The 14,161-nt window shown below is 70.9% G+C and carries 10 protein-coding genes and 1 pseudogene; 9 read left to right on the top strand and 2 right to left on the bottom strand.

The genetic code is table 11. The features are described 5' to 3' along the window. Positions 1 to 28: 28 nt before the first annotated feature. Positions 29 to 1,540, bottom strand: coding sequence for a dGTP triphosphohydrolase (gene dgt, locus O7597_RS21595; RefSeq protein ID WP_281580535.1), 1,512 nt, complete (start codon positions 1,538 to 1,540; stop codon positions 29 to 31). On the opposite strand from dgt, the pseudogene O7597_RS21590 reads away from it, so the two are divergent. From O7597_RS21590 to O7597_RS21565, 6 genes and pseudogenes are all read left to right on the top strand, one after another. Then, positions 1,539 to 4,002: pseudogene (locus tag O7597_RS21590) on the top strand (Tex family protein). The gene dgt and the pseudogene O7597_RS21590 sit on opposite strands and share 2 nt — an antisense overlap. Before the next feature lie 389 nt (positions 4,003 to 4,391). Then, a complete protein-coding gene (locus O7597_RS21585; RefSeq protein WP_269738939.1) occupies positions 4,392 to 4,826 on the top strand; it encodes a hypothetical protein in 435 nt (144 codons plus the stop codon). Between the two features lie 182 nt (positions 4,827 to 5,008). Next, positions 5,009 to 5,662 (top strand): sugar transferase, encoded by a 654-nt coding sequence (locus O7597_RS21580; protein WP_269738940.1) that lies wholly within the window; start codon positions 5,009 to 5,011, stop codon positions 5,660 to 5,662. Beyond that, positions 5,659 to 6,807, top strand: a complete 1,149-nt coding sequence (locus O7597_RS21575) for an aminotransferase class I/II-fold pyridoxal phosphate-dependent enzyme (protein ID WP_269738941.1) — start codon at positions 5,659 to 5,661, stop codon at positions 6,805 to 6,807. The genes O7597_RS21580 and O7597_RS21575 overlap by 4 nt, the downstream gene beginning before the upstream one ends. Continuing rightward, complete coding sequence (locus O7597_RS21570; RefSeq protein ID WP_269738942.1) at positions 6,804 to 7,448, top strand: acetyltransferase; 645 nt, start codon at positions 6,804 to 6,806, stop codon at positions 7,446 to 7,448. Before O7597_RS21575 ends, O7597_RS21570 begins: the two co-directional genes overlap by 4 nt. A 168-nt stretch (positions 7,449 to 7,616) precedes the next feature. Further along, the gene (locus O7597_RS21565; RefSeq protein WP_281580533.1) at positions 7,617 to 9,488 is read left to right on the top strand and encodes a nucleoside-diphosphate sugar epimerase/dehydratase; all 1,872 of its coding nucleotides are present in this window, start codon (positions 7,617 to 7,619) and stop codon (positions 9,486 to 9,488) included. 59 nt (positions 9,489 to 9,547) lie between these two features. On the opposite strand, the gene wecB is transcribed toward O7597_RS21565, so the two are convergent. Continuing rightward, the gene (gene wecB, locus O7597_RS21560) at positions 9,548 to 10,672 is read right to left on the bottom strand and encodes a UDP-N-acetylglucosamine 2-epimerase (non-hydrolyzing) (RefSeq protein WP_269738944.1); all 1,125 of its coding nucleotides are present in this window, start codon (positions 10,670 to 10,672) and stop codon (positions 9,548 to 9,550) included. A gap of 257 nt (positions 10,673 to 10,929) precedes the next feature. Between wecB and O7597_RS21555 the strand changes: the two genes are divergently transcribed. The 3 genes from O7597_RS21555 to O7597_RS21545 are packed head-to-tail and all read left to right on the top strand — an operon-like array spanning position 10,930 to position 14,149. Beyond that, positions 10,930 to 11,949, top strand: coding sequence for a polysaccharide biosynthesis protein (locus O7597_RS21555; protein WP_281580532.1), 1,020 nt, complete (start codon positions 10,930 to 10,932; stop codon positions 11,947 to 11,949). After that, positions 11,946 to 13,247 (top strand): glycosyltransferase family 4 protein, encoded by a 1,302-nt coding sequence (locus O7597_RS21550; protein WP_269738946.1) that lies wholly within the window; start codon positions 11,946 to 11,948, stop codon positions 13,245 to 13,247. Before O7597_RS21555 ends, O7597_RS21550 begins: the two co-directional genes overlap by 4 nt. Further along, positions 13,244 to 14,149 carry an SDR family oxidoreductase gene (locus tag O7597_RS21545; RefSeq protein ID WP_269738947.1) on the top strand — a complete coding sequence of 302 codons (906 nt, stop codon included), beginning with the start codon at positions 13,244 to 13,246 and terminating at the stop codon, positions 14,147 to 14,149. Before O7597_RS21550 ends, O7597_RS21545 begins: the two co-directional genes overlap by 4 nt. Positions 14,150 to 14,161: the final 12 nt, after the last annotated feature.

Genomic DNA, 14,161 nt, shown 5'->3' with positions numbered 1-14,161 from the left:
GCCGCCCCGACGGCCCGAGCCGGTCGCCTCAGAGGACGAAGGCGTCGGTCCAGAGGGCGCCGGAGCGGCCGGAGAGCGCGTCCAGCATCGCCACCGCCTGACCGTCGGTGAGCTGGGCGACGAAGTCCACGATGGCCCGCCCGCGCGCCTTGCCGATCCGGTCCGGGGTACGCGGATGCAGTTCCGCCTCGGCCAGCTCCACCAGGTCGTGCAGCCGCCGGGGCAGCCGGGACTCCTCCTCCGGGTCGAGCAGCCACTCCCGCAGCGCCTCGACCAGGGTGTCGAGCAGCCGGGCCTGACCGCGCTGGTGCAACGCCAGGTCGGGGCGGGCCAGCACGAACCGGTGGTGCACGAACTTGAGCACCTGCACCTCGTGCCACTGCGCCGGAGCCAGCAGCACGTGCCCGGAGCGTACGGCGGGCTGCTCGACGACGGTGATCGCGTCCACGAAGCGGGTGGTCCACCGGGCGGAGAAGCGGGCCACATACTGTTCCGCCTCGATCGAACCGTCGAACGGCAACGCCAGCAGCCCCTCGACCAACTCCTCCCGGACATGCTCGACGGCGGCGGCGAACGCCTCGTCGTCGGCGATCCAGCCGTCCTTGTGGTGCAGTTGGCGACGCAGCCGCTCGATCGACGAGCCGGGGCGGCGGGCCGAGGTGGCCAGCGCGGAGTCGGTGATCGCCCGCAGGTGACCGCCCTCGCGCTGCCAGGCCATCAGTTCGGCGGCCACCGCGCCCTGCTGGAGCACGCCGACCCGGTAGAAGTCCTCCACGTCGTGGATGGCGTAGGCGATGTCGTCGGCGGTGTCCATCACCGACGCCTCGACGGTCTGCTGCCAGTCGGCGATCCGACCGGCGAACGGTGCCCGGGCCTGCCGCAGGTCGTCCAGTTCCGTGCGGTACGCCCCGAACTTCAGCGAGCCGCTGTCCGGGTCGTCCGGCGGCGGGGTCGCGCCGCGCGGCGGCGGGTCCATCGTCCGGGGATGCGGGTCGGGGTGGTCCAGCCGGGTCCACGGGTACTTCAGCATCGCCGCCCGCACCGCCGCGGTCAGGTCCAGGCCGGTGGTCGCCGCACCCCGGATCTCGGTCGAGGTGACGATCCGGTACGACTGGGCGTTGCCCTCGAACCCGTCGGTCAGGCCGAGCCGGTGCCGGGCCAGCCGGTCGAGCACCCGCTCCCCCAGGTGCCCGAAGGGCGGGTGACCGAGGTCGTGGGCGAGCGCGGCGGCCTCCACCACGTCCGGGTCGCAGCCGCCGAGCTTCTCCACCAGGTCGCGTTGGTGGTCGTCGGCGGTGAGCCGCTCGGCGATCGCCCGGGCCACCTGGGCGACCTTCAGGCTGTGGGTGAGCCGGTTGTGCACCAGCAGCCCGGACCCGCCCGGGCTGACCACCTGGGTGACCCCGCCGAGCCGGGTGAAGAACGGCGAGCCGACGATGCGGTCCCGGTCGGCCCGGAACGGGCTGGTCGCCAGGTCGCCGAGGGTCCGCGCGCTGCCGCCGAAGAGTCGGCGCGCCCGGGGGTCCGCAGGTGGTTCCATGATCGCCACGGTAGCCCGGCAGAATGCACCACGGAACCCACACCCGAAGGCGGAGCGACAACGTGACCCTCTCTGTTCATCAGCGGATCGCCGAGGAACTCGGCGTCGCCGAGCGCCAGGTACGCGCGGCCGTGGAGCTGCTCGACGGTGGTGCCACCGTGCCGTTCATCGCGCGGTACCGGAAGGAGGCCACCGGCCTGCTCGACGACACCCAGCTGCGCACCCTGGAGGAGCGGCTGCGGTACCTGCGGGAACTGGACGAGCGGCGCGCGGCGGTACTGGAGTCCATCCGTTCCCAGGGCAAGCTCGACGAGGCCCTGGAAGCGCAGATCATGGCGGCCGACTCGAAGTCCCGCCTGGAGGACATCTACCTGCCGTACAAGCCGAAGCGACGGACCCGGGCGCAGATCGCCCGCGAGGCCGGACTGGAGCCCCTGGCCGACACGCTGCTCGGCGACCCGTCTTCGGACCCCCGCTCGACGGCGGCGGCGTACGTCGACGCCGACAAGGGGGTGGCCGACGCCGCCGCCGCGCTGGACGGGGCGCGGGCCATCCTGATCGAGCGGTTCGCCGAGGACGCCGACCTGATCGGCACGCTGCGCGAGCAGATGTGGTCGCGGGGCCGGCTGGTGTCCCGGGTACGCGAGGGACAGGAGAGCGCCGGGGCGAAGTTCGCCGACTACTTCGACTTCGCCGAGCCGTACCCGAAGCTTCCCTCGCACCGCATCCTGGCGATGTTCCGGGGCGAGAAGGAGGGCGTACTCGACCTGACCATGGACCCGGAGGCCGACGGCGACGTCGACGCGGTGGTCAGCGGGCCGACCCGCTACGAGGCGGCCATCGCCGGCCGGTTCGGGGTGAGCGACCGGGGGCGGCCCGCCGACAAGTGGCTGGCCGACACGGTGCGTTGGGCGTGGCGTACCCGGATCCTCATCCACCTCGGCGCGGACCTGCGGATGCGGCTGTGGCAGGCGGCCGAGGAGGAGGCCGTCCGGGTCTTCGCCACCAACCTGCGCGACCTGCTGCTGGCCGCGCCGGCCGGTGCCCGGCCCACCATGGGACTGGACCCGGGCCTGCGGACCGGGGTGAAGGTGGCAGTCGTGGACGCCACCGGCAAGGTGGTCGCCACCGACACGATCTACCCGCACGAGCCGCGCCGGCAGTGGGACGCCTCCCTGCACACCCTGGCCACGCTGGCCGCCGCGCACGGAGTCGAGCTGATCGCCATCGGCAACGGCACCGCCAGCCGGGAGACCGACAAGCTGGCCGGTGATCTGATCAAGCGGCATCCGGAGCTGAAGCTGACCAAGGTGGTGGTCTCCGAGGCCGGCGCGTCGGTCTACTCAGCCTCCGCGTACGCCGCCCAGGAGCTGCCCGGGCTGGACGTGTCGCTGCGCGGTGCGGTCTCCATCGCCCGCCGCCTGCAGGACCCGCTCGCCGAGCTGGTGAAGATCGACCCGCGCTCCATCGGTGTCGGGCAGTACCAGCACGACCTGTCCGAGGTGAAGCTGTCCCGGTCGCTGGACGCGGTGGTGGAGGACTGCGTCAACGGCGTCGGCGTGGACGTCAACACCGCCTCCGCGCCGCTGCTGACCCGGGTCTCCGGCATCGGCGCCGGGCTGGCCGAGAACATCGTGCTGCACCGGGACGCCAACGGCCCGTTCCGCACCCGGGCCGAGCTGAAGAAGGTGGCCCGGCTCGGCCCGAAGGCCTTCGAACAGTGCGCCGGCTTCCTGCGCATCCCCGGCGGCGACGACCCGCTGGACTCCTCCAGCGTGCACCCCGAGGCGTACCCGGTGGTGCGCCGGATCCTCACCTCGACCGGCCAGGACCTGCGGTCGATCATCGGCAAGTCGGCGATCCTGCGGGGGCTGCGGGCCACCGACTTCGTCGACGACACGTTCGGCCTGCCCACCGTCACCGACATCCTCGCCGAACTGGAGAAGCCGGGCCGCGACCCCCGACCCGAGTTCAAGACGGCGACCTTCGTGGAGGGCGTGGAGAAGATCAGCGACCTGACGCCCGGGATGGTGCTGGAGGGCGTGGTCACCAACGTGGCCGCGTTCGGCGCGTTCGTGGATGTCGGGGTGCACCAGGACGGGCTGGTGCACGTGTCGGCGATGTCCCGCACCTTCGTGAAAGATCCCCGCGACGTGGTGAAGTCCGGTGACGTGGTGAAGGTCAAGGTGTTGGACGTCGACGTGCCGCGCAAGCGCATCTCGCTGACCCTGCGCCTGGAGGACGAGGCGGAGCCCGCCGCAGGGCGTGCCGGCGGCCGGGGTGACGCGGGCCAGCAGGGACGTGGCAGGCAGAGCGGTCAGGGCCGCGGCGGGCAGGGTCGTACCGGCCAAGGTGGGCAGGGCCGTGGCGCGCAGGGCGGGCAGGTGCGCCAGGGACGCGGCGCTGCGGCACCCGCCGATGGCGCGATGGCCGACGCGCTGCGCCGCGCCGGTCTGCTCTAGAGAGCCTCCATCGTCAACGGCCGTGGCGGACGGGACGCATACCCGGTCGCGCCGGCCACGGCCGTTGGCACCAGCCGAGGCACGTACCACCTCGCGCCCTTTGCTCTGCTTCAACGGACGCAACGGTTCCGAGGCACCGCCGGTGCGTGGGTTGAAGCAGAGCAAAGGGCCTGAACCCGCATCCACCGGCCCAGCGACCACCGGCCGAAACGACCGCTGTGGGTGGGAAGACGACCCTCGGGGCATACGCCGCCCGGTGCGCCCGGGCTGATGCCCGAGCCCGTACACCGGGGACGGCGTCGAAGCCGCGCCCGCCCCCGCCGTACCCCGGTGGCAGCAGAGCGGGAGCGAGTGCCGAGGGGCGGTGGCGGGTGGCGTACCGTCGGGTCGTGGTGAGCGACGGCGGCCCGGACTGGCGAGAAGCGCGGCAGCAGGCGGTGCTGGCGCACGCGGCGGCCGCGCAGCGCCGCCGGGAGGCCGAGCAGGCGGAGGCGGCGGCGCTGGTCAGCGCCTTCGTCGCCGAGGCGCGGCGGCGCGGCCTGGCCACCACCCGACTCGTCGCCCGATCGCATGACGGCCGGGCCCGCTACCGGACCGGCCTGTACGGCTGGTACATCGACCGGGCGCGCAGCCGGGCGGTCGACGTGGACGGTCGTTTTCACCTGCTGACCGTGCCGCGCTCACTGCGTGCCCGGCTTTTTGGTGCCGACCCGCAGCCCGACCCGGCCCCGCTGATCGTCGGCGAAGGTGCTCGGGACGGCGAGTCGCTACCGCTGCGGATCATGTTGCAGCGGCGCCTCGACGCGGGCGACGCGGGCCTCTGACCAGCGGCTACGCGACACACCCGAGCTGACGCGGCGCGCCGGGACGCGTGTCCTTTCCATGTCCTCGCGGGTTGAGGTGTCGGGATGCGTGTCGACTGTCGCCATTTTCCGAAATCACGAGTGCTCAGTCTGATACAACCCGTTTGTCTGCTATGACCGGTTGACGTACGGAGGTCAGAACGGTGCCCGTATCCTCGGTGGCCACCCCGACGCGCCCGCCCCGGCCCGCCCGGCCGGACGACCCGGTCAAGCGGCTGTTCGACGTGGTCGTCGCGACCGCGCTGCTGCTGCTGACCGCGCCGTTGATGGCGGCGGTCGCGGCGGCGGTCGCGGTACGGCTGGGCCGACCGGTGTTCTTCCGGCAGTGCCGCATCGGACGGGACGACCGGCCGTTCGAGTTGATCAAATTCCGCACCATGCGGGCGCCCGATTCAGCCCGGGGATTGCTGACCGACGCCGAGCGGCTCACCCCACTCGGCCGCTGGCTGCGGGCCACCAGCCTGGACGAGCTGCCGACGCTCTGGTGTGTGCTGCGCGGCGACATGAGCCTCGTCGGTCCCCGACCGCTGCTGCCGCAGTACCTGAGTCGGTACTCCCCCACCCAGGCGCGACGGCACGAGGTGCGCCCCGGCATCACCGGGTTGGCCCAGGTACGCGGACGCAACAGCCTCGACTGGGACGCCAAGTTCTCGCTCGACGTGGAGTACGTGACCAAGCGCAGCCTCCGCCTCGACCTGTCGATCCTGGCCGCCACCGTCGGCACGGTGCTACGTCGGGACGGCATCTCGGCCGACGGCAACGCCACCATGCCCGAGTTCCTCGGCAGCCGACGATGACCGACACCATTCACCTGTCCTCACCGGACATCGGTCCGCTGGAGGAGTCGTACCTGATCGCGGCGCTGCGCTCCGGCTGGGTGGCGCCGGTCGGCCCGGATCTCGACGCCTTCGAGCGGGAGGTCGCCGCCCGGGTGGGCACCCGGGGCGCGGTGGCGGTCAGTTCCGGCACCGCCGCGCTGCACCTGGCGCTGCTCGGGCTGGGCGTCGGCCCCGGGGACGTGGTGCTGGTACCGACGCTGACCTTCGTCGCCACCGCCAACGCGGTCCGCTACACCGGGGCCCGACCGGTCTTCGTCGACTGCGATCCGCGCACCGGCAACATCGACGTCGCCCTCGTCGCCGAGCTGCTACGGGATCTGCGCTCGCGCGGGGAGCGGATCGGCGCGGTGATCCCGGTCGACATGTTCGGCAGTTGCGCCGACTACACCGCGCTGCTGCCGATCTGCGCCGCCGCCGACGTCGCGCTGATCGAGGATGCCGCGGAAGCGCTGGGCGCCACGCATCTCGGCCGACCGGCCGGTTCCTTCGGCCGGGTGGGTGCCCTCTCCTTCAACGGAAACAAGATCATGACCACCTCCGGCGGTGGCATGCTCGTCGGCGACGACCTGGCGCTGCTCGACCGGGCGCGACACCTGTCCACTCAGGCGCGCGAGCCGGTCCCGCACTACGAGCACCGGGAGACCGGGTACAACTACCGGTTGAGCAACCTGCTCGCGGCGTTGGGGCGGGCTCAGCTGATTCGGCTGGACGGAATGATCGACCGTCGGCGGCGGCTCCGCGACCGGTACGCCAAACTCTTCGCCCCGGTACCGGGAGCCGACCTGGTCGGCGCCGAGGACGCCGGCTCCAACTGCTGGCTCACCAGCATCCGGGTCGACCCGCGCCGTTCCGGCTGGACCGCGGCGGACCTGGCCGCCCACCTGTCCGCCCGGAACATCGAGACCCGTCCGGTGTGGAAGCCGATGCACCTGCAACCGGCGTACGCCGACGCGGAGAGCCGGCTCACCGGAGCCGCCGAACGGCTCTACGCCGAAGGGTTGACCCTGCCCAGCGGCAGCGCCCTCACCGAAGCGCAGGTCACCGCCGTGCTCTCGGCGATCGACGAGTTCCTGGCCGCCCGGACCGGAGTTCCGGCACCGTGACGGTACCCCTGGTCATCGTCGGATGCGGCGGGCACGGTCGGGAGGTCCTGACCATCGCCCGTGCCGTGAACGCCGCCGCTCTCCTGCCCCGGTGGCAGGTCCTGGGCTTCGTCGACGACCGGCCGAGCGAGGTGAACCTCAAGCGGGTGCAGCGACTCGACGTGCCGTTTCTCGGCGGTCTGTCCTGGTTCGCCGAGGCACCCACCGACACCCACCACGTCATCGCTATCGGCGACCCTCGGGTCCGGCGCACGGTCGCCGAACGGGTCGACCGGTACGGCACACCGGCGGCCAGTCTCGTACACCCCGACGCCACGCTCGGTCCGGACCTGCGGCACGGCCCCGGTCTGGTCGCCTTCGCCGGGGCGCGGGTCACCACGAACGTCACTCTCGGGCGGCACGTGCATCTCAACCAGAACTGCACGGTCGGGCACGACTGCGAGCTGGCCGACCACGTATCGGTGAATCCGCTGGCCGCGATCTCCGGGGAGTGTCGGCTGGCGGAGGGCGTACTCGTCGGCACCACCGCCGCCGTGTTGCAGGGCCTGCGGGTGGGTCGGGACAGCACCGTCGGCGCGGGCGCCTGCGTGGTGCGTGACGTGCCCGCCGGCGTCGTGGTCAAGGGCGTACCGGCCCGCTGAGCCCGACCGCTCGGCCGACATGGTCCGGCCGGTCACCAGCGGCACAACGATTCACCAGCAATCACCGAAAAGCCAACAAAGCACTCATATGGCATGTAACAAGGACAGGAGCGTACTGCTCCTTCCGCTCGCCCCGGGCGGAAGTGGTCGACAGCACAGGAGCCGCAGATGCGGGACACACAGACCAGCCGGCACCCGGACCCGACGGCACGCCGGAGCAGGATCCGATGGCGCACCCTGGCGTTCCTCGCCGTCGACGCCACGGCCTGGGTAGGTGGATTCGTCGCTGCCGCCTGGACCCGCTACGAGTTCGCCCTGACCACCACCCAACTCACCCGCGCCGCCGGCTGCGGGCTGATCGCCGCCGGGCTGCACGTGGCGGTGGCCGGGGCGCGCCGGGTGCGCTCTGGACGCCACCCGCTCGGCAGCCTCCCGGAGGTTCGCGGGTTGGCCGGCACCGCCCTCACCACCGTCGCGATCGTCCTGCTCGGCGTACTGCCGGTTGGCGAGCGGCCGGTGCCGGCGAGCACCCCGCTGGTCGGCGGCGCGCTCGCCCTGCTGTTCATGCTCGCCGTCCGGTTCGCCTACCGGCACCAGCGCGACCTGGCCCTGCGCCCGGACGTCCGCTCGTCGGCACCGGTGCTGCTGTTCGGGATGGGCGACGCCGGCCAGGGACTGCTCCGCGCCCTGCTCACCGACCCACGCAGCCGCTACCGACCGGTCGGGGCCCTCGACGACGACCCGGACAAGCGCAACCTCTGCGTCGACGGCATCCGGGTGCTCGGTGGGCGCGGAGACGTCGCCGAGGCGGTACGCCGCACCGGCGCCACCACCGTGATCTTCTCGGTCGCCAACGCCGACGCCGCGCTCATCCGGCAGATCCGGGAGGCCACCCTGAACACCGGCGCGGCGTTCAAGGTGCTTCCGCCGGTACGCGACCTGGTCGACCACCGGATCACCGTGACCGACGTACGCGACGTCCGGATCAGCGACCTGCTCGGCCGCCGGCAGGTGGTCGCCGAGATGGCGGTACGGACCAACGGCCTCACCGGCCGGCGGATCCTGGTCACCGGTGCCGGCGGCTCGATCGGCTCCGAACTGTGCCGGCAGGTGATGAAGGCCGACCCGGGCGAGCTGATGATGCTCGACCGCGACGAGTCGGCGCTGCACGCGCTCCAGATGTCGCTGAACGGCCGCGCCATGCTGGACGGGCCTGAGCTGATCCTGGCCGACCTGCGCGACGACGAGGCGATCCGGCGGATCATCCGGGAACGCCGCCCGGAGATCATCTTCCACGCCGCCGCGCTCAAGCACCTCACCCTGCTCGAACGGCACCCGGGCGAGGCGGTGAAGACGAACGTGTGGGGCACGCTGTCGGTGCTGGACGCCTGTCAGGACGTGGCAAAGTTCGTGAACATCTCCACCGACAAGGCCGCCGACCCGATCAGCGTCCTGGGCTACTCCAAGCGGATCACCGAGCGGCTGACCGCGCACGCCGCCTCGCGCTTTCCCGGCACCTTCCTCAGCGTGCGCTTCGGCAACGTGCTGAGCAGCCGGGGTTCGGTGGTCACCGCCTTCCAGCGGCAGATCGAGGCGGGCAACCCGCTCACCGTCACCCACCCCGAGGTGACCCGCTACCTGATGACCATGCAGGAGGCGGTGCACCTGGTGCTCCAGGCCACCGAGATCGGCCGCGACGGTGAGGCACTGGTGCTCGACATGGGCGAGCCGGTCCGCATCGCCGACCTGGCCCGGCAGATGGCCGAGCAGGCCGGCAGCGACGTACCGATCGTCTACACCGGCCTGCGCCCCGGCGAGAAGTTGCACGAGGACCTGCTCGGCACCGGCGAGGCCGACGCCCGCCCGCTGCACCCGCTGGTCTCGCACGTCGCGGTTCCCCCACTCGATCCACTGGAGGTCAGTGGCCTCGATCCGTTCGACGACCCGAACAAGGTCATAGCCGAACTGGCCCGCCTCAGCGGCCAACCGGCCGGGCGCGTCAGCGACTCGGTCCTGGGTGGCCTCGCGCTGCCCCGGTAGCAGTCGCTGTACCGACGAGGGCTGGTGACCGATCCGGTCACCAGCCCTCGTGACATCGCTCAGCGACGGATGCCCGCCCAGTCGTGGTGCCGCCGCACGGTGGACAGGATGAAGTTCACCACCAGGCGGGACGTGTCGGTGACGTGGTAGTCGTCCGGACAGGGAACGCCGGCCACCGCCACCTGGTCGACCGCGACCCGAACAGCCTCGACGATCCCGTCACGGTCGAGACCCGTCATGATGATGCCGCCGGCGTCGAGCGCCTCCGGACGCTCCATGGAGTCGCGCAGGGTCACCGCGGGGAAGCCGAGGATCGCGGCCTCCTCGCTGATCGTGCCGCTGTCAGAGAGGACGCACCGGGCCTGGGTTTGCAGGCGTACGTAGTCGAAGAAGCCGAACGGCTCGTGAAAGGCGATGCCGTCGAGGTCTGTCCCATCGTCGGTCAGCGACTCCAGCCGTTTGCGGGTACGTGGATGGGTGGAGACCAGCACGGGCAGGCCCCACTCGGCGCGAACGGCCCGCAGACAGTCGAGCAGGCGCCGCAGTCGGGCGGGATCGTCCACGTTCTCCTCCCGGTGGGCACTGACCACGAAGTACCCTCCGGGCTTCAGCTCCAACTGGTGCAGAACCGAGGATGCCTCGATCTCGGGCCGGTAGTGGTCAAGCACCTCCCGCATCGGTGACCCGGTGTGCAGGATCCGCCGGGGATGCAGCCCCTCGGCGAGCAGGTTGCGTCGAGCGTGTTCGCTGTAGACCAGATTGAAGTCGGCGACGTGATCGACCAGACGACGGTTGGTCTCCTCCGGCACGTTGAGGTCGAAGCACCGGTTGCCCGCCTCCATGTGGTAGACCGGCACCCGCATCCGCCGCGCCATCACCGCGGCGATGGCGCTGTTGGTGTCCCCGAGCACGAGTAGCGCGTCCGGTCGCAGCTCACGGATCGCCTCCTCCACGCCGACGAGGACGCCGCCGAGCACCCGCCCGAGTGAAGACGTGTCCACCCGGAGAAAGCGGTCGGGTTCCCGAATCCTCATCTCCGCGAAGAACACATCGGACAGCGAGCGGTCCCAGTTCTGGCCGGTGTGGACGAGCACATGGTCGACCGTCCGGTCCAGTCGCTCCATGATCCGGGACAACCGGATGATCTCTGGTCGCGTTCCCACCACGGTCATGACCCGCGTCATCGCCTCACCCTTCGCACGGCCGGCTCCGACAATGGGCCGGCAACGGACCGTTGTTCAACGAGTCGAACCGGCCGGAGGGAACGCGAACGAAGCGCGAAGAATCGTCGGACTGCTGAGTCCATGGTCGATTCTCGAATTGCGGCTCTCCGGCAGTTGCCGAGCTGTATGGTCCGATTCGATGCGAATCATCAGCGCCCCCGGGGGTGCAAGGAAAGACAGGGGGAAATGTGGATTCCTCACTTTCGGGCCGCCATTTCTTGATCACCGGTGGCACCGGCTCCTTCGGGCAGACGATGGTCTCCCGCTTGCTCGACGCCGGCGCCGCCGAAGTGCGCGTACTCAGCCGCGACGAGTCCAAGCAGGACGCCATGCGGCACCGGCTGCGCGACGACCGGGTGCGCTACTACGTCGGGGACGTCCGGGATTTCGACAGCGTCCACAAGGCGGCCCGGGGCGTGGATTTCGTCTTTCACGCCGCCGCCCTCAAGCAGGTTCCGTCCTGCGAGTTCTTCCCGCTGGAGGCGGTCCGGACCAACGTGCTCGGCAGCGCCAACGTCGTCGACGCCTGCGAGCGCAACGGTATTGAGACGCTGGTGCTGCTCAGCACGGACAAGGCCGTCTACCCGGTCAACGCCATGGGCATGACCAAGGCGTTGATGGAGAAGGTCGCCCAGGCGCACGCACGGAACAATCCATCGGCACGGACGCGCGTCTGCTGCGTCCGCTACGGCAACGTCATGTATTCGCGGGGCTCGGTGATCCCGCTGTTCATCGAGCAGATTCGCAACGGTGTGGCGCCGACGGTGACGGAACCGACCATGACCCGGTTCCTCATGTCGCTGGGCCAGTCCGTCGAACTGGTCGAGCACGCGTTCCGGCACGGCCAGCCCGGTGACATCTTCATCCGTAAGGCCGGTGCCTGCACCATCGCCGACCTCGCCACCGCGCTGTGCAACCTGTTCGGCGTGCCGGCGAAGTTCGAAGTGCTCGGCATCCGGCACGGCGAGAAGCTGTACGAGACCCTGGCCAGCCGCGAGGACCTGGCTCGGGCCGAGGACTTCGGCGACTTCCTGCGGGTGCCGATCGACAGCCGCGACCTCAACTACGCCCTGTACTTCGACGAGGGCGACACCCGCCAGGAGCACGTCGCTGACTACCACTCGCACAACGCCCGCCGCCTCGACGTTCCCGAGATCATGGCGCTGCTGCTGACCCTGCCGGAAGTGCGTGCGCAGCTCGATGAGGTCGGTCAGCCGACCGAAGTACCCAGCACGTGACCGGGCCCGAGGCCGACGACCCGCTGTCCACCCGGGTCACGCTGGTCAGCCAGTTCTTCCCACCGGAGCCGGTGCCCATTCCCCTGGGGCTCACCCGCTGCCTGCGGCGGCAGGGCTTCAAGGTGGACGTGCTGACCGGGATGCCCAACTACCCGACCGGCGTGGTCCACCCGGGCTATGCACACCGACGGTCAGTCGTCGATGAAGTGGACGGTCTCCGGGTGTTGCGTACCCCGTTGCACCCGAGCCACGACCGGTCCGCTGTCGGCCGCGCCGCGAACTACCTGAGCTGGGCGACGTCCTCGACGCTGCTGGGCTCGTCGCTGCTGCGTACCGCGGACGTGGCGCTGGTCTACTCGTCACCGGCCACCGCGGCGACCGCGGCCCTGGCGGCCCGGCTGCGGTGGGGAATCCCGTACGTGCTGATGGTGATGGACCTCTGGCCAGACTCGGTCTTCGCGACGGGCTTCGTCACCCGGGGTCTGGCTCGCCGGGTCGCGGAGCCGACGCTGAGCCGGTTCACCGAGCTCACCTATCGCCGGGCCGCACATGTCACGGTCCCCTCCCCCGGGCTGCGCGACACCCTCGTCGCGCGGGGTGTGCCCGCGGAGAAGGTGTCCGTCGTCTACAACTGGGCCGACGAGAAGCTCATGCAGCCGACCGAGCCCGACCCGCACCTGCGCGCCGGCCTGGGCCTGTCGTCCGACGACTTCGTGGTGCTCTACGGCGGGAACCACGGGCCGGCGCAGGACCTCGGCGTCGCCATCGCGGCCATGGGCCGACTCCGCGACCTGACCGACCTCCACCTCGTGCTGGTCGGCGACGGGGTCAGCAAACCCGCGCTGCGTACGGCGGCTGCCGAACTCGGTCTCCGCACCGTCCACTTCGTCGACCCGGTCGCGCCGGAGCGTATGGCCGCCGTGATGGCCGCCGCCGACATCCAGCTGGTCAGCCTCGCCGACCAGCCACTGTTCCAGATCACCATGCCGAGCAAGGTGCAGACCATCCTCGCCTGCGGCCAGCCGATCCTGTCCTGCGCGCCCGGCGACGCCGCCCGGGCGATACGCGACGCCGGCGCCGGATTCACCACTGCCCCGGGCGATCCGCAGGGGCTGGCCCAGACCATCCGGCTCGCCCACGCCACGCCTCGCGCTCAGCTACGGGCGATGGGGCGGGCCGGTCTCGACCACTACCGGCTTCTCATGAGTGAGGCGGCCAACGTCCAGGTCCTCGCCGAGCTACTGGCTGTGGCGGCGAAGGACGGCGGCAGGCCCGACCGAAAGCGGGTGCGACGATGAACCGACGGGTACTCGTGCTGGGCGCCACCGGCATGCTCGGGCACACCCTGATGCGGGAGCTGCACGACGCCGCCGGCGTCGAGGTGCACGGCACCGCGCGGAGCAGCGCCGATCTGCCGCCGACGGTCGCGGCACGAGTCAGCACGGGGATCGACGTGCTCGCCCACGGGCGGGTGGGTCGGCTGCTCGACCAGATCGGTCCCGACGTGGTGGTCAACTGCGTAGGCGTGATCAAACAACGGCCCGAGGTCCAGAACGCCGTGCACACCGTCACCGTCAACGCCCTGTTTCCCCATCAGCTCGCCGAGGAGTGTGCGCGGCGCGGCATTCGTCTGGTGCACGTCAGCACCGACTGCGTCTTCTCCGGCGACCGGGGTGGCTACGTGGAGACAGACATCCCCGACCCGCCAGACTTGTACGGCCGGTCGAAGCTGCTCGGCGAGGTCGACCGCGCACCGGCCCTGACGCTGCGTACGTCGATCATCGGGCACGAGCTGAGCGGTCGCCGATCCCTGGTCGACTGGTTCCTCTCCCAGAATGGCGTCGTGTCCGGCTACACAAAGGCGATCTACAGCGGCATCACCACCGTCGAGTTCGCCCGGCTGCTGCGATCGGTAGTGCTGCCGCGCGACGACCTCACCGGTCTCTACCATGTGGCGGCGACGCCGATCTCGAAATACGAGCTACTCAGGCTGATCGCGGAAGCCTACGGCTGGACCGGTGACATCCTCCCGCACGACGCGTTCGTCTGCGACCGCTCCATGAATGCCGATGCGTTGGCCCAGACCACCGGATACCGCCCACCATCCTGGTCGAGGATGATCCACGACCTGCACGGCGCGCGCGGGCGTTGGGCACTGCTGACAGCTCCTGACCTCCGTCGCCCGACTCCTACGAGCTGACCCGCGACTTCA

It is taken from the genome of Verrucosispora sp. WMMC514 (assembly GCF_027497295.1).
GTDB lineage: Bacteria > Actinomycetota > Actinomycetes > Mycobacteriales > Micromonosporaceae > Micromonospora > Micromonospora palythoicola.
This window is presented reverse-complemented; position numbering and strand designations above follow the sequence as displayed.